The following is a 24,158-nucleotide window of genomic DNA, read 5'->3' as shown; positions in this document are numbered from 1 at the left end:
TCCTTTACTACAGGTCGGGCAGTAGACTTGTCCCGAACTGTCACCTACATAGTGGCATGAGGCCGCGTATACAAAGCTGCGGTCTGATAAAGAGGATGAAATGAACGAACCGATGATCCAGTTGCTGGTCCTGGCCGGAATTGCCGTTTTCCTGATCCTACGCCTCAAAAGCGTGCTGGGGACGCGTGAGGGTTTTGAGAAGCCCCCCGTTCAACAGCAGCCGGAAGCGCATAAATCGCGCCGAGACTTCGAGGTGATCGAAGGTGGCCCGGATCACGACATTACCGACCACGTCGCCGAAGACAGCGAGCAGGCCCAATCCCTGGCCGCGATGAAAAGGATTGAGCCCGGCTTTTCTGTCAGCGAATTCGTCCAAGGCGCCCGCGGTGCTTATGAGATGATCGTCATGGGGTTCGAAAAGGGCAACCTGGATGAAATCCAGCCCTTCTTGTCCGAAGAAGTGTTTGACACATTTGTTTCGGTGGTCGCCTCTCGCGAAGATCAGGGTCTGACCATCGAGGCCGAGTTTATCGGTGTGCGGGAAACCGCCCTAGCTGATGTGAAGTTCGACAAGGACACTAACGAGGCCGAAATCACAATGCGCTTTGTGGGTGAACTGACCTCGGTCGTGCGGGATCGCGGTGGGGATATCATCGAAGGCAACCCCAACACCGTCAAACGCCAAAAGGACAGCTGGACCTTTGCCCGCGTCATGGGCTCGGACGATCCTAACTGGCTGCTTGTTGCCACGGACGCATGATTGCTGCGCTTCGGTCGCTTTTGCTGGGGGCTGTGATGGCAACCTCTGCCAGCGCCGAGGCGACGCGTTCCATTCTGTCATTTGACGATCTTGATGGCTGGGCCGCCGATGACCACGGTGCGGCCCTTTCAGTTTTCTTGAACACATGTGGTGATCTGGAAGATCCGGACTGGCGCGCCCTGTGTGCTGTCGCCCGCACCTACCAGGCGGATGCTGCACGTTCCTTTTTTGAACTGTTCTTTCGCCCCGTTCTGGTCGAGGACGGCGATGATGCCCTGTTCACGGGGTATTTTGAACCCGAGCTGCATGGCTCTCGCACGCGGACGGAACGGTACAAATACCCGATCTACAAAATGCCCCCCGAGGCACGGGCCGACGGACCTTGGTTGAGCCGCCGCGATATTCTGACAGGCGAGGCTATGAACGGCCGCGGGCTTGAGATCGCATGGGTCGATGACCCGGTCGAGTTGTTTTTTTTGCAGATTCAAGGCTCGGGGCGTATTCGCCTGCCTGATGGCGGTGGATTGCGCGTGGGCTATGGCGGGGCGAACGGCCATCCGTATCGTTCGATCGGGAAAGAGCTGATCCGACAAGGTGCATTGGCTGCGCATCAGGTCAGTGCGCAGATGATCAAATCCTGGGTACGCAAAAACCCCGAGGCTGGTGCCGAACTGCTGTTTCACAACCCCTCTTACGTGTTTTTCCGAGAGGTCACGCGCGTGGCACCCGAGTTTGGGCCGTTGGGCGCAATGAATCGGTCTGTCACGACCATGCGCAGTATTGCCGCTGATCCGGCCTATACTCCGCTGGGCGCACCGGTCTGGGTCGAAAAGGACGGCAAAGATCCTTTGCGCCGCTTGATGATTGCACAGGACACCGGGGCTGCAATCAAAGGCGCGCAGCGGGCAGATATCTTCTTTGGAACCGGGGACGAGGCTGGCCGCGCTGCTGGTCGTCTTAAGGATTCGGGGCGCATGGTCGTTTTGCTGCCAATCCAGCGCGCCTATGCGCTGTTGCCGGATGCATTCTGATGACCCGGCGCAAACTGACCGAGGACGAGATCGAGCTATGGCGCAAAGTTGCCAAACAAGCTGAACGGATGCATCCCGAGTTGCCACAATCCGTACATCCGACCCAACTGCCCAAGCCCAAGCCGACCAAAACGCCCAAAGCGCGGGTCGACCCGTTCGAGCTTGGCCAAACAGCGCCAGCCAAGCCATCGCGAAATTCGCTGCAGCCCTCTGTCACGGATCGGCTGCGGGCTAGCCCGGTGCAGATGGACGCCAAGGCATTTGGCCGCATGAAGCGGGGCAAGATCAAGCCAGAGGGCAAGCTGGACCTTCATGGAATGCGCATGGACACGGCCCATCCTGCCCTTGTCCGATTTGTGCTGACCGCGCAGGCACAGGGCAAACGGCTGGTTCTGGTGGTGACCGGTAAAGGCAAGGATCGGGATGAACCCGGTCCCATTCCCACCCCGCGCGGCGTTCTACGCAATCAAGTGCCGCATTGGCTGTCGATCCCGCCGCTGGCGCAGGCGGTTTTGCAGGTTACTCCTGCGCATATCAGTCATGGCGGTGATGGCGCGTATTACGTCTATCTGCGACGCACGCGCTAAAACCAGCGAACAGCGCGTGTAATTCCGATCCAGACCAACGCGCTAACGGCAATAAAGAAAACACCGATCCATAAGAACTGATTGTCCAGTGCCATACCTTGGTCAATCAGAACTCCTGTCAAACCGGGACCGATTGCTGAACCCAATACCATGACCGCCGTGGCCATCGCCTTGATCGCACCAATATGGCGGGTTCCATAAAACTCGGCCCAAAAAGCGCTGGGCAGGGTACTGTTTGCCCCGACGGTCAGGGCCAGAAAGATCAATGCCAGTGCCGCTCCTCCCAGTGTATCTGTGGCCGAGACGATCATGAAACCAATTGCCATAGGTAATTGGTAAAACGGCATAATCCGCGCAGTGCCCCATTTGTCCAAAGCCCAACCCGCTGCAAACATCGAAAGCAGCGAAACCCCGGTATAGACCGGAAACAGGGCCACCAGTTCAATATGTTGCCAGTCTTTGATTTCAGCCAGGTGCACTTGATGAAAGAAGAACGCAGTGATGAAGGCGGATGGTCCCAGTGTTGCAGGGGTCATGAACCAGAAAAGCGGGTTCAGGAGTGCTTGCCTCCGGGTCCAGTGGCGCCCTTGCATACCGACAGAGGAATATTCGGTGGCAAGGCTTTGCGGGGTTCGTTCTTTCCGCAGCAGAAGCAGTAGGACCGGGATTCCCAAAACCACTACTCCGGCGGACATCACCCAAAGCACTCGCCAGTCTAAAAACACCATCGCGGCCACAAAGATCACTGGCAGCAATGCTTCGCCCACTGCGAACCCGACCGAGGCGATTGACAACGCCTTGCCCCGCGTCGCGGTGAACCAGCGCGCCATTGCGACCATGGCCAGATGGATGCTCAAGCCTTGACCAAACAAACGCAGCAAAAAAATTATGACCGGCAACAGGAACAACAGGCTATTGAGCGCCATGGCCAACGCCGCCAGCGCCAAACCGCCCAGAACTGCAGGCCCCAGCACACGCACACGGAAGATATCCGTCAAACCTCCGGCCCAGATCATGACGACAGCGGAAACTGTGGTGCCCAGCGAATACAACCCACCCCACGCTCCATGGCTCAGCCCATAGGCGGTACGAATCTCGCCCGAAAAAACCGAAATGAAAAAGGTCTGACCGAAACTGGACAGGAATGTCAGCACCACTCCCGCACCCAACCACGCCCCGTTGTCACGTAGAAACCGGGCAGCCTGAAACTGCGTCACGGAGAGCTGACCTGCGCTTGTCCTGTTTCGGTCAGAACGATCTCGGTCGCGCCGGTCGGGTTGCGGACGCTTGCTGGGGCAATCACGTCGATGCCCCGCTGTTCGGTGCCAAATGTATTGCTGACCCGGCGGGCCGACCCGATGATCGCAAGCAATGCAGGCGAGGTTGCAGCCACGAAATGCGAGGATTCTGCGTCGTCATTAAAGGCCGTCGTGTCCAGAATGCTGATCTTGTACTCGGCCAGCGCGTCGGTCGAGCTGATATTACCCAGCCGTTCGCCCTTGGTGGTGCCGCGCAGCCGGGCCGAGATGCTCAGCAGCTTGTCCTTTTGTGAAACGATGACGATGAAGGGGTCAGGCGGGGTCTTGATGACGTCCATCTGGGACCGGAACAGATCCACATCCAGATCCGGCGCGATCAGAACAACCCCCTCGATGTTGCGCTTGGACCATCCGGGTTCGCGCAGCTCGGCCTGTCGCATCATCTCCATCGTCAGGGCGGTGCCCATGGAATGCGCCACCAGAACAACGCGTTTGACACCCATGGATTTCAGGTGGCGGACGGTTTTTTCCAGCCCGTCGCGGGCAAACAGCATACTGTCCAGATCATAGGCATAGCCATATCCCGTGGCCTGACTGGGCCAGGAATAGACCATTGTCGCGCCGGGGATGTTCAGATCGTGACTAAGCTGAGCGGCACGAAAGGCGGTTTCTGCCTGGGTGGTGTTGTACCCATGAATAAATATCGACACCTCATCTGCGCCTTTGAGGCGTGATTTCATGTCTTTGGGCCCTTGCAATTCCTCGACCCCGGCCATGACAAACTGTTTTTCAGGGTTTGGATTGGCGTAAGAAAAATCCAGCGTTCCCGGCGTGTGGTTGGGCGGGATAGAGACCGTCATTTCCAGAAATTGCAGTGTCTCACCGCGTTTGAACCCATATGATCCATCCACTTCACGCGCGCGGGTGGTGGTGGCAAAAATGGTCTCGGCCGTGCCGACGCTCAGCGCAGATGGCACAGTTTTGGACACGGTGCGATCCACGCAGGCGGTCAGAGACGTCGCGGTCAGTATAATCAGAAGGTAACGCAGCACGGGGAACGGCCCTTTAGAGGTTTGGCCCTAGGCTAACGCATTCCCGCCCCACGTCCAGCGAGGCAGGTTGGCACAGGCAGCAAAAATCAGCCGGGTGCGTTACAAAACGTAACGGCTGAGATCGGTGGATTTGGTCAATTCGCCCAGATTGTCATCCACGAACTGTGCATTCACAGTGATTTCCACTCCGGCCTGATCGGGTGCTGTGAACGAGAGTTCCTCGAACACGCGTTCCATCACCGTATAAAGCCGTCGCGCGCCGATGTTTTCGACGCTTTGGTTCACATCCGCCGCGATCTTGGCGAGCGCCGCGATGCCGTCATCGGTGAAACTGACAGTCACCTCTTCGGTGCCCATCAGCGCGGTGTACTGGCGGGTCAGGGCATTGTCGGTCTCGGTCAGGATACGCACGAAATCCTCTTCGGTGAGCGCGCGCAGTTCAACCCGGATCGGCAGACGCCCCTGCAATTCCGGAAGCAGGTCCGAGGGCTTGGCGATGTGGAACGCGCCTGAGGCGATGAACAGGATATGGTCGGTTTTCACCAGGCCATGTTTGGTGGATACGGTGGTGCCCTCGATCAGCGGCAGCAGGTCGCGCTGCACCCCCTCGCGGCTGACATCGCCACCGCGCGCATCCGAGCGGGCGCAGACCTTGTCGATCTCATCCAGAAAGACGATGCCGTTCTGTTCGACTGACTCCAAGGCCACACGGTTGACGGTTTCGTCATCCAGCAGCTTGTCGGCCTCTTCCCCGATCAGCGCGTCATAGCTTTCGGCCACGGTCATGCGTTTTTTGACGGTGCGCCCGCCGAACGCCTTGCCGAATATTTCGCCCAGATTCATCATCCCCATCTGGCTGCCGGGCTGACCGGGCAGGTCAAACATCGGCATCGGGTTTGAACTGTCGGCCAGCTCCAGCTCGATCACCGTGCCATCCAGCTCTCCGGCCTTTAGTTTTTTGCGGAACATCTCGCGCGTGCCTTCGCGGGCGTCTTCCCCGGCGATGGCTTCGATTACTCGGTCTTCGGCGGCTTGATAGGCGCTCGCTTTCACATCCTCGCGCATATACTCGCGTGTCTGGATGATCGCCGCATCGGCCAGATCGCGGATGATCTGTTCGACGTCGCGGCCGACGTAACCCACTTCGGTGAACTTTGTGGCCTCAACCTTGATAAAGGGGGCGCGAGCCAGCTTCGCCAGACGGCGGCTGATCTCGGTCTTGCCGACGCCGGTGGGTCCGATCATCAGGATGTTCTTGGGATAAACCTCGTCCCGGATGTCATCGGCCAGTTGTTTGCGCCGCCAGCGGTTGCGCAGCGCCACAGCGACCGCGCGTTTGGCATCCTTCTGACCGATAATGAAACGGTCCAGTTCCGAGACAATCTCGCGCGGGGTCAGGTCGGTCACGGGTGCAGTCCTTTCGATCAGCGGTTTGGCTTACGTAGTCACCGCACAGGTGAAAACAACAGCGGCAGCGTTGGTTAGCAACGCCCCATCGTGTTTGCAATTGCTTTCCATAGGTGAAACGCGCCCATTCTGTTACGGTGGCCTGAAGGTCAGGAGCTTGAAAATGACGAAAATTGCCAAGATCACCCTGCTGTTTGTGGTGTTTGTGGACTTGCTGGGTCAGGGTCTGGTCTTTCCGATCATCAACTCGCTGATCATGGAGACGTCGTCCAGTTTTCTGCCCGAAAGTACACCGATGGGACGGCGGCATTTCTACTACGGTTTGGTGATCGGGTGCTTCTTTCTGTCGTGGTTTCTTGGGGTGGTTTATGTGTCCAAGGTCTCGGACTCGATCGGACGCAAGAACGCGCTACTGGTTTGTCTGGGTGGGGCGCTCGTGGGCTATGCGCTGACGATCGCCTCACTTTACCTCAACAGCCTGCTGCTGTTGATCATTGGGCGGTCAATCACTGGGTTCACAGCCGGAAACCAACCCATCGCACAGGCGGCGATGATTGATGGCAGCACGGATGCCGCCGACCGGGATCGTAACATGGGGTACATCGTCACCGGCGTCAGCTTTGGCCTGGTCGGAGGGCCCATCATCGGTGCCGTTCTGTCCGACGCCACTTTGCTGGGCAGCTATGCCACGCTCAAGATGCCGTTCTACGGCGCGTTTGTTCTGGTGCTGATCGCCATCTTTATGGTGATGACCTTTTTCAAAGACACAAGGACCGAGCGGACTGCTTTCGTGTTTCGCCCCCGCGATATTACCGACAGCCTGATTGCGGTGCGCGGGCATCCGATGGTCTTGAAGATCCTGCCAGTCTATTCCTTCTTCATGATCGCCAACGTCACCTTCTACGTGTTCGTCGACAATTATCTGACCAGTCGCTTTGGCTATGGCGTCATCGGAGGGAGCATGGCCATGGTCGTCATCGGCTTTGCCCTGGCCTTTTCCAGCACCTTTCTGGTGAAACCAGCACAACAAAGGTTCAGCAAGCATCAGATCATTTATGTCTCGCTGATCACAATGGTGATCTGTGGCTTTGGTTTCGCCTTTAGCCCCAGCGGTGTTCTCAGTTACGTGCCGGTGTTCTTTTTCTATTTCTTCTTCGGGGTATCTTATCCGACTTTACTGGGCTTATTTTCAGCAAGTGTCAGCGAAACCGATCAGGGCTGGGTCATGGGCGTGACAACAGCCGTCTTCTGCCTGGCTGGAGGGATCATGTCCCTGATTGGCGGCGGATTGATGAGCATCGATATCCGCGTGCCCTACTATATCGTCATCGTCGCGGCGATACTGGGCCTGATCGGCATGCACCGCCGCTGGAAAGGGAAAGAGATCAAAGCGTTATTGGCCTGAGATTTCCTCGACCGTCAGATTGCCGTTGGTGTAGACGCAGATATCGGCGGCAATAGCCATTGCCTCGCGCGCCACGGTTTCGGCGGTTTTGTCACTGTCCATCATCGCGCGGGCGGCGGCCAATGCGAAATTGCCACCCGACCCGATGGCGGCGACGTTGTGTTCGGGCTCTAGCACGTCCCCTGCCCCGGTGATCACCAAAAGGTCTTTGCCGTCGGTGACGATCAGCATCGCCTCAAGCTTTTGAAGGTACTTGTCGGTGCGCCAGTCTTTCGCCAGCTCGACCGAGGCCCGGGCCAGTTGGCCCGGCGTTGCCTCAAGCTTGGCTTCCAACCGTTCCAGCAAAGTGAAGGCGTCGGCTGTTGATCCGGCGAAACCTGCGACGACCTCGAACCCACCGGGGGACAGGCGGCGCACCTTGCGGGCAGTGCCTTTGATCACCGTCTGGCCCAGACTGACCTGCCCATCCCCGGCAATCACCACTTGGCCGCCTTTCTTGACGCCAATAATTGTCGTGCCATGCCAACCGGGAAAATCGCTGTTTGCCATAGGGGCCTCCGTTTTCAACTGGCATCCTATATGGGCCGGGCGTGCGTTCAGCGCAACAGTTCTCAAACTGCTCAAAAGATATGCATTGAGTGCAATTCGGGGTTACCAGACTAGCAATTGTGAGACTCGGGCTTTGATCCTACATGAGCCTCACAACCGACGAAGGGTCGGCTGTTTCAGTTACAAGGAATGCGCAAATGGCAACCACCGCAAATATCCATGCGCCGCTCGGAGCAGCTACCATCCTGCATGTAGTGGACGCGTTCTTCGGAACCTATGAAAAGGCACTGGCGTGGAATGAATCCCGCAAGACACGCAAGCTGTTGTGGGAACTCTCCGACACCCAGCTGGACGATGTCGGTCTGTGCCGTGCGGATATCGAAAAATTCTGATCCGCAATCAGGATACCCGCTTAGACAAGCCGCTCGAAGCCGAGCGGCTTTTTCTTTGTCAGGACAGTTTGTATTGGCCGTCCATGTCAGGCAGGAATGCCTCGATCACGGCGGTGGCCACAACATGACGCCCCGCGTCCGGGTCAACGACATCAAGCCCACCTTGAACCGCACGAACCTGCGCCCGACCGCGTGGCAAATCAGCAGCCACCTGATCACAGTCCACAGCTGACGGCTGTTGTACCCCGATCGTCACCTGAACCCTCATCGCTGTGTGATCCACACCAAGCTTGGAAAAAAGCGTGATCGAGGAATGGTGCAGCGCATCCTGCACCGCGCGTCTTGCGGCCTTTGTGTAATCCTGCCCGTACAGGTCATTTCCAGTGCCCATCTCAAGGATAATTCGCTTTTCGCTCATCAAACGGCCTCCATATCAAACGAGACTATGATTGCGGCATTGGCGATAACGGTGTGACCTTGCGCATCAGGCTTTTCTATATCCAATCCCCCTTGATTGACCTGGATCGAAGGTCGCCCATAGGGAAAAACGGCCTTTAACGCCTCGACATCCACCTTATCCGGTTGGACTACGCCGATTTCGGCATCAATGATCATGGCCTCTTTCGGAAAGCCGAACAGCTCTGCCATATTCACCGAGTTGTGCCACAAGGCATCCTTGATCGCGCGCAGCGCAGCCTCGGTATAGTCTTGGCGGCGCAAGGACGTTCCCATGCCAAATTCAACAAGAACACGTGTTTTAGCCATTTGATCCTCGGTCACAAAAAAGGCGCCCCTAGTGGGACGCCTCTTATTTCGGTTGATCCAATGGATCAGATGGACTCTTCGATCCAGCTTTGCAGCGCGGCTTTGGGTGCCGCGCCTGCGCGGTTCGAAACAACCTGACCGTCCTTGAAGATGAACAGCGCGGGAATACCGCGTACACCCATCGCTGCAGCGGCGTTCGGGTTGCTGTCCACGTCTACCTTGGCAATTTTCACCTTGCCGCCATACTCGGTCGCCAGCTCTTCCAGAGCGGGGCCGATTTGCTTACAGGGGCCACACCATTCTGCCCAGAAATCGACAACAACAGGGATGTCGGAATTCTTGACTTCGGCGTCAAAGGTATCGTCGGTTACGGCTACGGTCGACATATTCTGTCTCCTGAATGGGGAATGCTTGGCTTCAGAACCTAGGCACGGGGTATCCCGAGGTCAAGGTATCTGGGCGCGGGTCAGTGCTTGGGTCACAAGTTCGTGTGGCAACCACATCAACTGCGCGGTGCGGGTCCAAAGGATGGCGGTTTTCACTTTTCGGTCGGGATAGATTTGGGCCATCGCTTGCGCATAAGCTCCCATCTGCCGCAAAAGACCCTCGGGGCACGCAGTCGGGGCCTCTGGAACGGTGGCGTTTGATTTAAAATCAATCACCTGCACCTCAGTTTCGGTTACGATCAGCCGGTCAATCACCCCATGCATTCGTTGACCGCCCAGATCTGCGCTAACAGGAACTTCGGCCAGTGTGTTTTCCGCAAAGACAGGCCGCAAGTGGTCTGAGGTCAGAACGGCCTTTGCCTCTGCCAGCAGATCGTTGCGTTCGATGTCTTGCATATCGGGTAGTACTCTGGCGCAAAGCTGCGGCCAGTCCTGATGTGGTGCGCCGGGCAGGTGTTCCAGCAACAGATGCAGGCGGGTGCCCCTGAGTTTGGCGGCCTCTTCATCCTGCCCCGCATCACCCGGCAGCGCTTTGGCTCCACCCAGATTAGAAGGGCTGAGCGTCTCGGACTGCGGCAAAGGCGGCGCGGCGGGGGATTCAAACACTGGGGGCAGATCAGTCTGCGTGGTTTCGGCCTGTTCCTGTTCGACAAGCGACAGCCCGTCCCAATTCCCATGCGACAGGCGCAGAGTTTCCGAGCCTGGCAGTTGCGTGGCCCCTGCCCGCGCCATTGCCGCCGCGACCATCTGATACCAGCTGGTGCCATCCTTGCCGACGTCGCCCGCAGCCCCGACGATCAGCCACTTTTCTGCCCGTGTCAGAGCCACATAGAGCAATCTCAGGCGCTCATTCTCTTCCCGCGCGCGGGCCTCAGACCGGGCTTGAGCAATCAACGCGGGTGAGGCATCCGCGGGCACTTTCCACAAAGGCACCCCCTCGCCTACCATGATCTCGGCATCGCGGGGGGCCTGCCGTTTTCCGGTATCGGGCAGGATTACGATCGGAGCCTCTAGCCCCTTTGAGCCATGCACTGTCATCACCCGGATCATGTTGCCGACACCGCTCATCTGCCGTTTGATTTCCAGATCGTCGGTCTGCATCCAGACCAGAAAGCCGGTCAGGCTGGGAATATCCGTGCGCTCATAAGCCAGGGCCTGCGACAGCAGCGCGTTGATTCCGTCTTCTGCCTCGGCCCCCAGACGACCCAGCAATTTGCGCCGTCCGTCATGGCGGGTCAGGATGCGTTCGATCAGGTCATAGGGGCGCAGAAAGTCGATCTGGCCGCGCAGGTCATTCAGAATCTCAAGCGTTTCGGGGAAATCCTCGGCCCGGTGGCGCAGGGCGGCCCATAGGAACTGCTCGGACCGCCGGTGTGCCAGATCGAATAGCTGCTGCTCGCTCCACCCGAATAACGGTGATTTCAGCACAGTGGCCAGCGACAGACTGTCTTCGGGCGTGGCCAGAAAGGTGAGCAGCGCGGCGAGATCTTTCACCGCCAGTTCCGCCCCGACCTTCAGCCGGTCGGCCCCGGCGATGGGCAGATTGGCGGCCTTGCAGGCGCGGATGATCTCGGCAAACAGATCGGACCGGCGCTGCACTAGGATCAAGAAATCGCCCGGCTGCACCTTGCGCCGCAAGAATGCGCCGGGGGTGTCGTTATCCTCGGGGATCGTTTCGCCCCGGTCGATCATCTCTTTGATCGAGTGTGCCACCTTTTCCGCCAGAATAACCGTGTGATGCCGTGCGCCGGGGCGATCGACGGGATCGGTCCAGTCGCCATCCTCTTCATCCTCGACCTTTTCAACCACGGGCCACAGGTCGACTCGCCCCGGCAGGCTGGTTTTGAAAGCGCGGTGCAGGGCTTTGTCCTGAAACCCGGCCTCGGCATGGCCTTCGAACAGGATATTGACCAAGGACAGGATCGCGCTGGACGAGCGAAAGGAATATTCCAGCTCCAAACTCTCCAGTTTAGAGCCTGAATTGCTCAGCCGCCGCCCGAATTCCTGCTGCATCTGGTCAAAGGCCGCAGGGTCCGCGCCCTGGAAGGAATAGATCGACTGTTTCTTGTCGCCGACCACAAAGATCGTGCGCTCGACCCCAGACCTTGCCCCCTCGCCGCTGGTGAATTCCTGCGCCAGCTTCTCGACCACATCCCATTGGTCGGGGCTGGTGTCTTGCGCCTCGTCCACCAGAATGTGGTCGATGCCGCCATCCAGCCGGTACAGCACCCATTCGGCAACCGCCGGGTCGTTCAGCACTTGCCGTGCGCGCAGGATCAGGTCGTCGAAATCCAGCCAGCCGCGCAGCTGCTTGCGGCGCTCATATTCCGGCAGAAAGGCAGAGGCGAACCGGTGCAGCACATGGGTCTTGCGCGCCGCCACCAGCGCCAGCCGCTGTTCCCGCGCAGCCTCGATGCGCAGCATCAACGCCTCAAGCTGTGGCATCTGCCCGGCCAATGCGCCTTCGCGCAGGGCTTTGGTCGGGAACGTGTTGATCTTGGCGGTAAAGGGTTTTTTGGCGGCCTTTCCGGTCAGAAAAACGCTTTCCAAGATGGGCAGACTGCTGATCCGGGGATCGGAGAACGCCGCTAGTTTTGCGGCCGCTTTGGCGTTGTTGCCGCCGCTTTCCGTCAACGCGGGTAGGATCGCGCGGATCAGGTCGACCTCACCGCCCAGAAACACGCGCGCGATCAGAGCGTCTTCGTCTAACCCATCGGGCAGGTCGAACCGGTCCAACAGATCAGCGCAGCCCAAGGGCTGCGCAAACAGGTTGCGCTTGTGGGTGATCGCGGCGGTCAGATTGTCGAACCCTGTATCGGTAACGAAACGGGCCACATCCTCGATCAGAGCGGCCTGCGGGCCTTCGGCGAAATCCTCGACGATTTCTTCGCGCAGCAAGGCGGCGGCGCGGTCTTCCATCTCGGAAAACTGGGGGCTGACCCCGGCCTCGAGCGGGAATCGCCGCAGAAGCGAGGCACAGAAAGAGTGGATCGTCTGGATTTTCAACCCGCCCGGCGTTTCAATCGCGCGGGCAAATAGCGTGCGGGCTTGTGCCAGACGGTCGGGATCAATCCGGCCGGGGACGCCCAGATTGGTCAGTTGCGCCAGCAGCGCCTTGTCACCCAGCATCGCCCATTCGCCCAGCCGTTTGAACAGACGGTTCTGCATCTCACTGGCGGCGGCTTTGGTGTAGGTCAGGCACAAGATGTGCTGCGGCTGCACCCCGTCCAGCAGTAACCGCGCCACCCTGTCGGTCAGAACCCGCGTTTTGCCCGAGCCCGCATTTGCCGCCAGCCAGGTCGAGGCATCGGGCCGCGCTGCCTGCACCTGCCGTTCGGTCGCGTCGTTGCGGGCGCTCATGTCAGATCCTCGGGCTTGGTGTCTGCGGTGCGGTCCCATTCGCCGAACCGGGCCAGATGGTCGTAATCGCCAGAGTCGGTGCCCTTGTGCAGCATCCGACGCGAGGAAAAGCCTTGGTTAGGCTCTAAATAAGCCGAAATCAGCTCTTTTAACTCGGCCAACACCTTGTCCGTCGGTTCTTTCGCCAACGGTGCGGGGACTTCTTTGTAGCTGCCGCCCATGCCGATAAACACCGCCTCAGCCACGGGCAGAGGGTCAAAACCCTCGATCCCGCCCTGCTCGGCCATGGCGGCTTCGATCAGCAGTTGCTTGTCAAATTTGGACTGCTGGCTTTCGGTCGGAGGCGCACCGGTTTTGTAATCCACCAGCCGCAGCGCGCCCCGGCTGTTCAGGTCGATACGGTCGGCGCGGCCTGCGATGGTAAAATTCAGCGGCTCTAGCACCAGCTTCATAGCGGCCTCAAACGCCACGGGCCCGCCATCGCTGCGTCGGGCGGTTTCGGCGCGTAAGAAATCATCGGCGATCCGCTCCAGCCGTGCCAGCCACAATTTGCGGGCGGTGGGCCACGCAACATGTTGATCCAGAAGGGTTTCTGCGCGTTTCAGAAATGTTTCGAGGGTCAGCAGTGCGGTGTCCAGTACGCTGTCCTTGACGAAATGTTCCAGAATCTCGTGGATCACGATGCCACGCAATAACGCATCGGGGGCCTGCACCAACGGGTCCAGAGGCCGCAGCCGCAGCACATGTTTGGCATAAATCGCATAAGGGTCCCGTATCAGGCGCTTGATCTCGGTCACGCTCAGACGACGCGGGCGCGACGTGACCGGAGGGCGAGGAGACGGGCGCGATGCCGCCGGAATTTCGGGCGCGATTTCAAGTTGTTCCGACCAGCTCAGCCATTTCTGCCCGCGCCCGCGCATGGCCGAAAGGGCGGCTCGACCGCCCTGTTCCGGCAGGCCCTGCAACAGGTTCGTCAAACGGTTCAACCAGCGCGACGGCACGGTTTCGGCATCATCGGATCGGGTGGCCCGGGTCAGCCAGACCTCGGGCGCGCCGATGGCCTGTTGGAAATCATGCGCCGATAGACCAATCCGCCGTTCGGGCAACAGCAATCCTGCCTTGGCGCGCATCTGGCGGTTCAGCCAGGGATCAGGGCTTGGGGCCTCGGGCCAACTGCCTTCGTTCAAGCCACCAAGGATAAGTAGATCTGCACCCTGTACTCGTGCCTCGAGTGTTCCCCAGATCATGATATGGGGATGCGGTGCGTCGCGGTCCCGGACCTCTTCACCTGACAGCAATGCACCCAGCAAATCCGCAAAGTCATGCGCCGTCATCGGACCACCATGACCAGCTTCTTCCGTAAGTGCGGTCAGAACCGACAAAGCCTTTTGTCCTGCGTACTTGTCCCAAAGCGTACCGGGCCCCCCGGTATTTCCGGCTGAAATCGCTTCGGCCAGATCGCGCAACCGGATGACCCAGTCCGACAGTGGCAGATCTGTAGTCACTTGTTGGTCGCAGAAGTGATGCGACACCCAACGCACCCAATCGTCCGGCACCTCTTTGCGGATCGCAAACGCGGTCAGGCTGCGGCTGTCCGGGAACGGAGGCCCATGCCGCCGCAGGTCAAGCTCCAGATCGCGCGTGTGCAGCAGATGTGTACCGCGATCGCCACCATCGTGGCAAAGGGGATGTTTTAGTAGTGTCAGCAGGGCCTCGCCATCCAGCCGTCGCGCAAACAATCCGGCCACATGGCGCAGGAATCGCCCCGGTGGTGAAAGCTGCAGCGGCAGACCTGCGCTGTCATCTGGCAGAATGTTCCATCGATCCAAAGCAGCACTGACTTGCCGCGTCAGCATCCGGTCCGGGGTGATCAGAGCAGCGGTCTGACCTGTCTCGGCCGCTTGCCGCAAGCGCAGGGCAATGGCCAGCGCCTCGTCCCGCGGCGATTGTGCCTCGACCAGGGTCAGGTCTTTCGTCGCGCCGTCCAAATCTGTCAGCTTGGGCCCTTCGGACATCCAGGCATCCGTGATTGGTGCTGGGCGTAATGCTAGGGAAACCAAACGGTTACGCGCGGGTGACGGAGGTGTATCAGGTGTCCAGGGCGTGACTTGATCGGGCCTCAGATCAAGCTGAGTTATCAATTTGTGAAATCGGTATTGCGGGTGATCTTCCGAGGTCAGGGCATCGTCCAACCCCCGCCAGACGTGATCAGGCTGATCGAAGTCGTACCCCGGCAGGATCAAAGCACCCTGTGGAAGGCGCGCCACCGCCTCCATCAGCATCAGTGTGGTGCCGCGTGATCCGGTAGATCCCGCCAGAATGACCGGATGTTGCGGAGGTGCGTCCCGCCACCGCGCAATAAGGTTTTCGACGACGATGCGCTGTCGGGCCTGCGCGTCCAGCGCATCGGGTCCTGCGTCGATGAATTGATCTGCGATCCCAAAAAAGGCCTGCGCGCGTGCCCAATGGCCAGACAAGTCGCTGACATCCAGCTGCCCGATTGCCTCGGGCGACACGCCCTCGCCCTGCATTTCGTCGATCAATGCGGCCAGACTGTCGGACAAATCGAACAGCGAAGATCGCGCCGCCAGATCAGGTTGTTGGTCCAGTAGTTTTGAGACCAGCTGTGTCAACTCCAACCGCCTGCGTAGTGCCGGAATAGCTGGCGGAACGCTAGCCAGGTCAACGCTTTCGCCCAAGTCTGTGACCAAGGATAAACGCGGCAGAAGGCAGGCTGGCCCTTGGTCAAACAACTCTCGCACACGTCGGGCCATTCGCCTTGTGTTTACCACCAGCTGCACCTTGGCCAATGCTTCGGGCGGATAGTCCTTGCTGCGGTCGCGCAACCCTTTCACCAAAGCGGCCGGAAAATCTGTGCCGGGGGGAACGGCAAATACACGGGGTAGACCGCTGGGGTCAAACATCCGCCAACATCCTTTCAGCCAGAGCGATCCCTTCGGGACGGCCCACATCGCACCAGCGCCCGGGATATGTCAGGCCAAACAACCGACCGTTCTGATGCATTCGGTCCCACAAAACATTCAACGAAAACGCCTTGTCCGGGATATCGGCCAATCCATCGGTTTTCATGATCTGCGCGCCACCATAAACCAACCCCGGGCCGCGCGTGATGCGGCCGTCGCGATCTGCAGTGAAATCACCCTGACCCGCATGTCCAAAGGCTTGGTCTGTTGGTATGCACATCAATAGCGCATCCATCTTTTCGGGATCCCAAGCATCCCGCAGCATCCCAAGTGGATTTGGCCCCGACCAGATCGCATCTGAATTCAGGGTGAAAACAGTACTAGACCCTAACAAAGGTAATGCTGCGCGCAATCCACCTCCTGTTTCAAGGATTTCGGGTTGTTCATGGGACAGCAAAACACCCTTGGGGGCAAGATGAGTCTCAAGCTGATCTGGCAGGTAATGCAGGTTGGCGACCTTACGAATTGGATCAAGGTCGTTGACCAGATCAAGCGCGTGGTCAATCAGCGGGCGGCTTGCGCATTCCACCAGAGGTTTCGGCCGATTCTTGGTCAGCGCACCCATACGAGTTCCAAACCCGGCAGCAAACAGCATGATGGCATCAGGCGTTTCGGTCATGACTCTCTGAGCTTAGCAAGGTTTTCAGGCGTCGGTGCAGGTAGCCCATCACGTAACAGATCGGACACGGTGACCAACGCGGGATGTTCCAGATCGCGCATCAAATGCGTCCATGTCGCGGGGATCAGGTCGACATATTGCGGTTTTCCATATTCCGTCGCCAATCGGGCAAATACACCGAGAATACGCAGGTTTCGTTGCGCTCCCAGAACGGCATATGCGGTGCGGAAATCGTGGTCGTTCACTCCGGTTGTCTGAATATACCTGTTAACCATCCGCATTTCGGTTCCAGGTGCTACATCCCGGCGCACATCTTGCAGAAGCGAGACCAGATCATAAGCGGGATGGCCCAGCATGGCTGTCTGAAAGTCCAGCAACCCAACGCGGGCAACGCCGTCGCGTTCAGGCAACCAAATCAGGTTTTCGGCGTGATAATCCCTTTGGACAACAACTTTTGTTCCCGCAGTTTCCCGGTGCAGGATATCTGCAAACCGGTGTTCGAAACGATCCCGTGCGTCCTTGTCATGCGATCCTTGGATCGACTGGGCGTATTTGGTGAACGACAGTGCGGCCAGTTCTGTCATCAAGGATGGGCCATAGGATGGCAATGAAAGCGTCGGTGCCTTGTGCAGCGTGATCAAAACGTCTGTGGCTGCCTCGTAGAATTCACGTTCCATCGTCGGAGATCGCCGCAGCACACGCGCAAACAGATCGTCGCCCAAATCCTCAAGCAACAAAAAGCCATATTCGGTATCTTCGGCATAAATTTCGGGCGCGCTAAGGCCGATGGATCGCAAATGGTTTGCCATTCGGACAAACGCTTCGACGGGTTCAGCCTGACCCGGTGGCGAGTCCATCAAAACCGCTGTCTTGCCGGTATCCGGATCGGTCAGACGCTCATAACGGCGGTTCGAGGCGTCCCCGGCCAAAGGCGCACGCTGCGCATTGGCCCACGGGGTTTGAGCGATCAGCGCTTCGGCCAGCACAGCTCGGTTTGTCATTGCGCGGCCTCCAGTCTGCTGGCCCATTCGGTATTTACCCACGAAAGGGTTATAAGGCGTTTTTCCACAGTGTTAGGGTCTGTTTCAAACGAAAGTGTCAAGGCATTTTCAGGTTGCATCGACCCGAGTTTGTCAGGCCATTCCACAAGGCAAATCGCTGTTTCAAATGCCTCGGTCAGGCCAAGCTCATCGACCTCATCCACTGCGCCAAGGCGGTAAAGATCACAGTGCCAGATTTCTCCGATTTCGGTGTCATAAACCTGAACCAACGTGAATGTTGGCGAAGGAACGTCTTCGGGGATGCTCATTACCGATTGAATAAGACTGCGGGAGAAGTGGGTTTTTCCGCTGCCAATTTCGCCTTCGAGCAAGAGAGTATCGCCCAGACGTAGAATCCGGCCCAACCGAGCGGCAAAATCTGCCGTCTCACAAGGCGAATTGAAGGTGATTGCAAAGGGCGCGGTCGTCATGGCGCCACAATGACGTCGCACCGGTTTGCCTGCAACCCGGTTCAGGCGCTGATCTGGTGTAACTTAGGTTGAAGAACTGTTTTATCTTCTGTTGCAAACCGGATAATTGTCGCTCCGTTTTGCATCGGGCAGATTGTGCATTCAAGCGAAGCACCATTGCGCATACGCAACTCTGCCGACCATTCTGCCCGGTTGTCGCGCATCCCTACAAACTCTCGAATCTCACCGAAAACAGGGGATGCGGTACAAAGTTCCTGCCAACTGCGGGTGACATCCAGAACTGAATCGGCGTCAAACCCCGAGTCTCCGCTGTCGCCCCACAGATTTTGATAGGCGTAATTGGTAAAGGCCAGGGTTCCGTCATCGCCAAAAACGGCGACCGCATCCGCCAGTTTGTCCAGAACCGATTGCATCAGGTCCATTTCTGAACGGAACCGCCGGGTCAGGGTGATCTCGGCCGTGATGTCTTCGAACAAAAAGGCGACGGCACCGTCGGGATGGGGGCGGCCGCTAACCGAATAAACCGACCCTGAGGGCAGCGACCACGTTTCCTGATAATTCCCGTCCTCGGCAGCCTCAAGCAGGTCATTCATCTGACTGCGCCAGCTTCGGTAGTTCTTGGGTTCGGGCATCACGTGTTGATCCCTTAGCCGGTCGAAAAAACTGGACAGGCTTGGCCGGCAGCTGAGGAAGTCCGGGGGCAGGGCGGTCAGGTCAATTAGGGCCGGGTTGAACAGGGCCAATTGTCGGTTGCGGTCGAAAATCGCCAACCCAATGGACAGTTGGGCAAAGGTCTTGGTCATCGTCTGAACGAATTTGCGCTGGGCGGTTTCGGCGTCGACAATCGCGTTGATGTCGACGGCGTAACACAAGTGCCCCTCTGGATGGTGGACTCGTGTCAGATCGAACCAAAGCTTGATTTCGCTGCCGTCCGACGAAATTGAAATCCGCGTCTTTCCACCCAGTCGGGCATCTTCTTCGGATCCGGGAAACAACGGCGCGGTCAGATCGGTATCCTGACCCCGCACCTTGCGAACCAACGAAATATAGGCTGCGTTGCACCAACGAACTGTGTCTTGTTCATCCAGTAACCAGACGGGATACGGCGCGCGTTCCATTGCCAGGCGGATTGGATCGTTCGCCTCACGGTTGATGGTGGCAGGGCAGATGCTGTTTTCACGCAATTGAACCCTGACTATGCCGTCGATCCATTCGCACATGACGTCACGCTCGACCGTACAGTCTATGGCGGGGATGATCAGATTACCCTCCTGTCGGATGCAGTCCGGAGTTTCGGGAAAAGTGGGAAAGTCTCGCTGCAGTAAACGGCGCAGGTCGTGCCAGGACCGGACTTCTTCGAACCCTTCTAGCGCGATATCCGAGTGGCTGATCAGACGTTGATCGTCGAACAAAAACACCGCGTCAAACAAGGACGTGGGCGAGGATAGGCCGAAATTGTCACCCCTGTGCCGACGGCGCGGCAGCAGCCATTGCACCGCAAGGCCGGCAGAGACCAAGCCTATGACAGCCAGAATGAACCAGTCGACCATGAACGCCCCGCAACAGAAGTTACGAAACCGGATTATGGTTACCAATGGTTAACGGGGTCTTAACTCAGACCTGAATCCGTTGGTTCGCGCCAGACGGGACCGGGGTGTCTCCTTGTTGCGCATCAACCAGATTTCTTGGCCAAGTGACCTTGACGATAGCCCCCCGACGTTCGGGGTTTTCGGATAAGGTCTGATAGGGGTCTGAACCGTTGGCAAATTCCAGTTCCGCTCCGCTGCGCTCCAGCAGGGTTTTGGCGATGAACAAGCCCAACCCCATGCCTTCGTATTCTGGGCGTGCGCGCTGATCGGTTTCGGCGCGCCGGCGGCGCATGAATGGGTCGCCAATTCGCCCGATCATCTGAGACGGATATCCGCGCCCGTCATCCATGATGCTGACAATGATCTGATCAGAGCTCCATTCCGCCTCGACCCAAACGTTCGCGCGGGCAAAATCCACCGCATTCTGGATTAGGTTCCGCAACCCGTGAATGATTTCGGGCTTGCGCAGGATCGAGGGTTGCTGAACATCCCCGTCATCCGCAGGGCCTTCGGTAAAATGGACGGTTTTGCCCCGGTGAATGTGTGGTTCTGCAGCCTCGTTCACCACGGTTGAAAGAGGGGCTTGCCGCAGATGCAGATCATCCTTTCCGGCCCTGCCCATGTCGCGCAATATGTCCCGGCACCGGTTGGCCTGTTCTCGGATCAGCGCGGCATCCTCTTTCAGTTCGGGCCGGTCATCCAGTTCTTCGATCAACTCCGAGCTGGTCAATTTGATTGTGGCCAGCGGCGTGCCCAGTTCATGCGCGGCCGCAGCAACAACCCCACCTAGGTCGGTCAGCTTCTGTTCTCTCGCCAGGGCCATATGCGTGGCGGCCAGAGCCTCGGACATGGATTGAACTTCGGAACTGACACGATGTGAATAGGCACCCAAAAAGACGATCGCGATGACGATCGCGGCCCAGTTTCCGAACAACAGGATATCCGGGATTTCAAGATCCATTCCGACATCCGTACGCAAGGGCACATGGAATTCGGCCAGCAGAGTGGTCAGAACAATTGCAACCACGCCAACGATCAACGTCGACCGGGTGCTCATGACATTGGCCGAGATCGTTACTGGCCCCACAAGCAGCAAGGCAAACGGATTGTTCAGCCCCCCGGTCAGGTACAGCAGAACGGTCAATTGCAGCAGGTCGAACAGAACCATCAGGAAGTTCTCGAACTCTGACAAGCGCTTGTTTCTTGGGAAGATCAGGATCGCAGTCAAGTTGCCCAGGATCGATACCCCGATGGCCAGGTAGCACAGCATCACATCCAGCTCGACGTGATAGGTCTGTTGGGCGACGGTGATGGCTGTGATCTGGCCGATGATGGCAACCCAGCGCAGCAGGATCAGCGTGCGCAGCCTGATCCAGCTGCTGCGTTCCTGTCCACGCCATAATGTGATGTTGGAATTGGCCATGGGTTCACTATGTCCTGTTGCATCGGCTGATCATCTTGATAGGTGTCCGGGCCGAAACGATCAACAACCCCTCTGATCATTAGGATTGAAGTCATGGTCCGTCTTTATGCCGTTCTTGCCACCGTTGTTCTTGCCATTGGTCTGGGGGCCATGTGGCTGCTGACCCGAGGTGCCGGATCAGATGATCAGTTCGCACAATGCCGGTCCAGCCAAATCGCCGGTGGCACCGCAGCAATCGGCGGCCCATTCGAATTGATCAACGGAGAGGGTCAGACTGTCACTGACACTGACGTTATCACCGAGCCAACACTGGTTTATTTTGGCTATACGTTCTGTCCTGATGTCTGCCCGTTCGACATGTCGCGCAACGCCGAGGCCGTGGATATACTGGCGGGTCGTGGCCAGTCGGTGACGCCTCTTTTCATCTCAATCGACCCAGACCGGGACACGCCAGAAGTGGTGGCCGACTATGCCTTTAACATGGGCGGTAAAACCATCGCGCTGACCGGTTCGGCCGAGCAGGTCAAAGCCGCCAGCCAGGCTTACAAGACCTATTACAAGGCCCATGACAAAAGCGACGAATACTATCTGGTCGACCATTCCACCTTTACCTACCTGATGACGCCCGAGGCCGGATTTCTTGAATTCTTCAACCGCAATGACTCAGCTGAACAGATGGCCGACAAGGTCGGGTGTTTTCTGGACAAACTGTGATCCGTTTGACCTTTGCAATGGCGCTGCTATTACTCATAGCTAGGCCAACGGCGTGAAATAGCGGAAAGAATAAAATATGGCAGACAGCTCTGACCTGGATATCGGCCCGGACAAATCCCTGCTTCTGGTAGATGATGATGAGCCTTTTCTGAGACGTCTGGCCAAAGCCATGGAAAAGCGCGGCTTCGAGGTCGAGACCGCAGGTTCGGTCGCCGCAGGCCGTGCCATTTCAACAGCCCGCCCACCAGCATATGCGGTCGTGGATTTGCGGCTTGAGGACGGCAATGGTTTAGACGTGGTCGAAGTGCTGCGTGAAAAGCGCCCGGATAGCCGGGTTGTGGTTCTGACCGGATACGGCGCGATCGCGACCGCCGTGGCCGCCGTTAAGATCGGTGCGACCGATTATCTTTCGAAACCCGCCGACGCCACTGACATCACCAACGCGCTGCTGGCCAAGGGCGACGAACTACCACCGCCCCCGGAAAACCCCATGAGCGCGGACCGCGTGCGCTGGGAACATATTCAACGGGTTTATGAGCTGTGCGACCGGAATGTGTCCGAGACTGCCCGTCGACTGAACATGCACCGTCGGACGTTGCAGCGGATTTTGGCAAAGCGCAGCCCGCGATAAGCTTGTTTGAGTCCTCGGCGCTGAGATTCAGTATTTCTATGTGTTCTAGCCGGCAGATAAGTTGCGGTGTGTCGTCATGTGTCACGCCTTCGTGACTTGCACCTCTGCGACCTGAGGCCAAGTGTTCGCCTCGGGAAAACACTTAACAAGACAGGAACCTCTCAAATGATCGGTTACGTGACCATCGGCGTGTCAGACATGGAGCGCGCAAAGAAATTCTATACCGAGCTGCTTTCGGATCGCGATGCTAAGGTGACGCTGGATGTGGGGCGCATCGCCTTTATCGGCAACCAGCCCGGTGCGCCGATGCTGGCTGTGTGCGAACCTTATGACGGTGGTGATTGTGCGCCGGGAAACGGCACTATGGTGGCTTTTGCAGCGGATTCGAAAGAGCACGCGCAGGCGATGTACGACAAGGCGATCAGCCTTGGTGCCACCGACGAAGGCGAGCCCGGCCAGCGCGTGCCGGATGTGTTCTACGGGGCCTATGTCCGTGATGCGGACAACAACAAGATCTGTTTCTACGTCTTCGGCTAAAGCTGTGCCAACAGGGCGGCGTGCCGGTCAGTATAGGCGCGTCGCACCTCGACCGGAGGGCGCAGGACGATGTTCAGCCCCTCTGTCACCGACTTGTCGGGGCGACCAAAAAACTTGGTCGCCTCGGCCTCGGAAAAGCCCGCGATCTGGGTGGCCTCCATCCAGGCGCTGATCTTGTCGGCCTTTTTGATCTGACGTTTCACTGTCTTCGGCACCGCAGCGGGCAGGCCAAAGCGAATGTGGATCGCCGCCGCCAACCGATCATCCAACGCACCATAGTCGGGACCGACGGCGGATTTGACCGGCGAGATCATGTCTCCGATCACATATTCGGGGGCGTCATGTAACAAGGCAGCCAGCCGCCATTTGACCGGCGCATTGGGGGCCATGCGGCCATAAAGCTCTTCGACCAGCAGCGAATGTTCGGCCACGGAATAGGCGAAATCCCCTGCCGTCTGGCCGTTCCAGCGCGCCACAAAGGCCAGTCCATGCGCGATATCTTCGATCTCGATATCCACAGGGGTGGGGTCCAGCAGGTCCAGCCTACGGCCCGACAGCATCCTCTGCCACGCGCGGGGTTGTGTTGCCATTATGCCATGCCTCGTCCGTACAGCCGCGATTGCGCCTCAATTTTATGGTATGGTTTACCTGTCAAGATCACCAGCTGCCAACTTTTTCTTGAGCATTCGTGCTTTGAACAAGTGCGCGGTGATACCGACATCAAGTACCGAGGGGGGCGCATGCTTCTCCCGGTGTGCCCCTCTCGATTGAAACCAGAATCGAAAGGAGCTTGTTATGTTCAAGCGTTTATTTGGAGTTGCCCTGGCTTTTGGAATGGCCGCGACTGCGCCTCCGGCTTTTGCACAGCAGAACACTTGTGCGCAGCGTGATCACGTAATCGCCAAGCTACAGGACAGCTATTCGGAACAGCTAGCCTTTGGCGGATTGCAGAAATCGCGCGGCGGGCAATCGGTGATGGAGGTTTGGACCTCTGAGGAAACGGGAAGCTATACCGTTTTGGTGACCCATGCGAACGGCCTGAGTTGTATCGTCGCCGTTGGCACCGATTTTTTTGAGGCGATCCCCAAGATCAAGGTAGACGGCACGCCAAGCTGATTTTAGCGACAAAAATCCCGTTTCCGGCCATCTGCGTTGCCACGCTCATAAAGGGATGTTA

General features: G+C 58.1%; 24 protein-coding genes. 9 read left to right on the top strand and 15 right to left on the bottom strand.

The genetic code is table 11. The annotated features are described in order from the left end of the window. Positions 1-100 precede the first annotated feature (100 nt). Genes AC2TAD_RS16205 through AC2TAD_RS16195 form a run of 3 tightly spaced genes read left to right on the top strand, consistent with a single transcriptional unit; the run spans position 101 to position 2,378 of the window. Positions 101-760, top strand: a complete 660-nt coding sequence (locus AC2TAD_RS16205) for a Tim44/TimA family putative adaptor protein (protein WP_170355605.1) — start codon at positions 101-103, stop codon at positions 758-760. After that, a complete protein-coding gene (gene mltA, locus AC2TAD_RS16200; RefSeq protein WP_480868892.1) occupies positions 757-1,791 on the top strand; it encodes a murein transglycosylase A in 1,035 nt (344 codons plus the stop codon). Before AC2TAD_RS16205 ends, mltA begins: the two co-directional genes overlap by 4 nt. Continuing rightward, entirely contained in the window at positions 1,791-2,378 is a 588-nt protein-coding gene (locus AC2TAD_RS16195) for a Smr/MutS family protein (RefSeq protein WP_170755523.1), read from the top strand. The genes mltA and AC2TAD_RS16195 overlap by 1 nt, the downstream gene beginning before the upstream one ends. Here the strand turns inward: AC2TAD_RS16195 and AC2TAD_RS16190 are convergent. The 3 genes from AC2TAD_RS16190 to hslU form a co-directional block, all read right to left on the bottom strand. Further along, positions 2,375-3,595 (bottom strand): MFS transporter, encoded by a 1,221-nt coding sequence (locus AC2TAD_RS16190; protein WP_480868889.1) that lies wholly within the window; start codon positions 3,593-3,595, stop codon positions 2,375-2,377. The genes AC2TAD_RS16195 and AC2TAD_RS16190 overlap by 4 nt on opposite strands. After that, on the bottom strand, positions 3,592-4,689 hold the full coding sequence (locus AC2TAD_RS16185) for an alpha/beta hydrolase (RefSeq protein ID WP_209196010.1): 1,098 nt from the start codon (positions 4,687-4,689) through the stop codon (positions 3,592-3,594). The genes AC2TAD_RS16190 and AC2TAD_RS16185 overlap by 4 nt, the downstream gene beginning before the upstream one ends. A gap of 99 nt (positions 4,690-4,788) precedes the next feature. Beyond that, complete coding sequence (gene hslU / locus AC2TAD_RS16180) at positions 4,789-6,096, bottom strand: ATP-dependent protease ATPase subunit HslU (RefSeq protein ID WP_480868887.1); 1,308 nt, start codon at positions 6,094-6,096, stop codon at positions 4,789-4,791. A gap of 163 nt (positions 6,097-6,259) precedes the next feature. On the opposite strand from hslU, the gene AC2TAD_RS16175 reads away from it, so the two are divergent. Then, the gene (locus AC2TAD_RS16175; protein ID WP_209196012.1) at positions 6,260-7,501 is read left to right on the top strand and encodes an MFS transporter; all 1,242 of its coding nucleotides are present in this window, start codon (positions 6,260-6,262) and stop codon (positions 7,499-7,501) included. Here AC2TAD_RS16175 and hslV read toward each other — a convergent pair. Next, entirely contained in the window at positions 7,490-8,050 is a 561-nt protein-coding gene (gene hslV / locus AC2TAD_RS16170; RefSeq protein WP_480868885.1) for an ATP-dependent protease subunit HslV, read from the bottom strand. The two genes, AC2TAD_RS16175 and hslV, sit on opposite strands and share 12 nt — an antisense overlap. A 197-nt stretch (positions 8,051-8,247) precedes the next feature. Between hslV and AC2TAD_RS16165 the strand changes: the two genes are divergently transcribed. Next, a complete protein-coding gene (locus AC2TAD_RS16165) occupies positions 8,248-8,442 on the top strand; it encodes a DUF1127 domain-containing protein (RefSeq protein ID WP_170355739.1) in 195 nt (64 codons plus the stop codon). Positions 8,443-8,500: 58 nt separating this feature from the next. Here the strand turns inward: AC2TAD_RS16165 and AC2TAD_RS16160 are convergent, their stop codons facing one another. From AC2TAD_RS16160 to regB, 10 genes are all read right to left on the bottom strand, one after another. After that, on the bottom strand, positions 8,501-8,860 hold the full coding sequence (locus tag AC2TAD_RS16160) for a Lin0512 family protein (RefSeq protein WP_480868882.1): 360 nt from the start codon (positions 8,858-8,860) through the stop codon (positions 8,501-8,503). Then, complete coding sequence (locus AC2TAD_RS16155) at positions 8,860-9,207, bottom strand: Lin0512 family protein (protein WP_480868880.1); 348 nt, start codon at positions 9,205-9,207, stop codon at positions 8,860-8,862. The genes AC2TAD_RS16160 and AC2TAD_RS16155 overlap by 1 nt, the downstream gene beginning before the upstream one ends. A gap of 65 nt (positions 9,208-9,272) precedes the next feature. Continuing rightward, on the bottom strand, positions 9,273-9,593 hold the full coding sequence (gene trxA, locus AC2TAD_RS16150) for a thioredoxin (protein ID WP_170355595.1): 321 nt from the start codon (positions 9,591-9,593) through the stop codon (positions 9,273-9,275). Positions 9,594-9,653: 60 nt separating this feature from the next. Next, the gene (gene addA, locus AC2TAD_RS16145; protein WP_480868879.1) at positions 9,654-13,013 is read right to left on the bottom strand and encodes a double-strand break repair helicase AddA; all 3,360 of its coding nucleotides are present in this window, start codon (positions 13,011-13,013) and stop codon (positions 9,654-9,656) included. Beyond that, complete coding sequence (addB, locus tag AC2TAD_RS16140) at positions 13,010-15,937, bottom strand: double-strand break repair protein AddB (RefSeq protein ID WP_480868877.1); 2,928 nt, start codon at positions 15,935-15,937, stop codon at positions 13,010-13,012. The genes addA and addB overlap by 4 nt, the downstream gene beginning before the upstream one ends. Continuing rightward, a complete protein-coding gene (locus AC2TAD_RS16135) occupies positions 15,930-16,616 on the bottom strand; it encodes a nucleotidyltransferase family protein (protein ID WP_480868875.1) in 687 nt (228 codons plus the stop codon). Before AC2TAD_RS16135 ends, addB begins: the two co-directional genes overlap by 8 nt. Then, entirely contained in the window at positions 16,613-17,617 is a 1,005-nt protein-coding gene (locus tag AC2TAD_RS16130) for an aminoglycoside phosphotransferase family protein (protein ID WP_480868873.1), read from the bottom strand. Before AC2TAD_RS16130 ends, AC2TAD_RS16135 begins: the two co-directional genes overlap by 4 nt. Beyond that, on the bottom strand, positions 17,614-18,087 hold the full coding sequence (gene tsaE, locus AC2TAD_RS16125; protein ID WP_480868872.1) for a tRNA (adenosine(37)-N6)-threonylcarbamoyltransferase complex ATPase subunit type 1 TsaE: 474 nt from the start codon (positions 18,085-18,087) through the stop codon (positions 17,614-17,616). The genes AC2TAD_RS16130 and tsaE overlap by 4 nt, the downstream gene beginning before the upstream one ends. A gap of 41 nt (positions 18,088-18,128) precedes the next feature. Next, a complete protein-coding gene (locus AC2TAD_RS16120; RefSeq protein WP_480868870.1) occupies positions 18,129-19,637 on the bottom strand; it encodes a PAS-domain containing protein in 1,509 nt (502 codons plus the stop codon). Between the two features lie 64 nt (positions 19,638-19,701). Then, positions 19,702-21,099 (bottom strand): sensor histidine kinase RegB, encoded by a 1,398-nt coding sequence (gene regB / locus AC2TAD_RS16115; RefSeq protein WP_170355588.1) that lies wholly within the window; start codon positions 21,097-21,099, stop codon positions 19,702-19,704. Between the two features lie 93 nt (positions 21,100-21,192). Between regB and AC2TAD_RS16110 the strand changes: the two genes are divergently transcribed. From AC2TAD_RS16110 to AC2TAD_RS16100, 3 genes are all read left to right on the top strand, one after another. Then, positions 21,193-21,813: an SCO family protein gene (locus tag AC2TAD_RS16110; protein WP_480868868.1), complete on the top strand. Its 621-nt coding sequence runs from the start codon at positions 21,193-21,195 to the stop codon at positions 21,811-21,813. Positions 21,814-21,889: 76 nt separating this feature from the next. After that, the gene (locus AC2TAD_RS16105) at positions 21,890-22,444 is read left to right on the top strand and encodes an ActR/PrrA/RegA family redox response regulator transcription factor (protein ID WP_142637470.1); all 555 of its coding nucleotides are present in this window, start codon (positions 21,890-21,892) and stop codon (positions 22,442-22,444) included. Between the two features lie 165 nt (positions 22,445-22,609). Further along, positions 22,610-22,981, top strand: a complete 372-nt coding sequence (locus AC2TAD_RS16100) for a VOC family protein (RefSeq protein WP_170355586.1) — start codon at positions 22,610-22,612, stop codon at positions 22,979-22,981. Here the strand turns inward: AC2TAD_RS16100 and AC2TAD_RS16095 are convergent. After that, positions 22,978-23,571 (bottom strand): HD domain-containing protein, encoded by a 594-nt coding sequence (locus AC2TAD_RS16095; protein ID WP_480868866.1) that lies wholly within the window; start codon positions 23,569-23,571, stop codon positions 22,978-22,980. The two genes, AC2TAD_RS16100 and AC2TAD_RS16095, sit on opposite strands and share 4 nt — an antisense overlap. Positions 23,572-23,776: 205 nt before the next feature. Between AC2TAD_RS16095 and AC2TAD_RS16090 the strand changes: the two genes are divergently transcribed. Then, on the top strand, positions 23,777-24,097 hold the full coding sequence (locus tag AC2TAD_RS16090; protein ID WP_170355584.1) for a hypothetical protein: 321 nt from the start codon (positions 23,777-23,779) through the stop codon (positions 24,095-24,097). Positions 24,098-24,158 lie beyond the last annotated feature (61 nt).

The sequence above is a fragment of the Ruegeria sp. HKCCD7628 genome, assembly GCF_057221005.1.
This window is presented reverse-complemented; position numbering and strand designations above follow the sequence as displayed.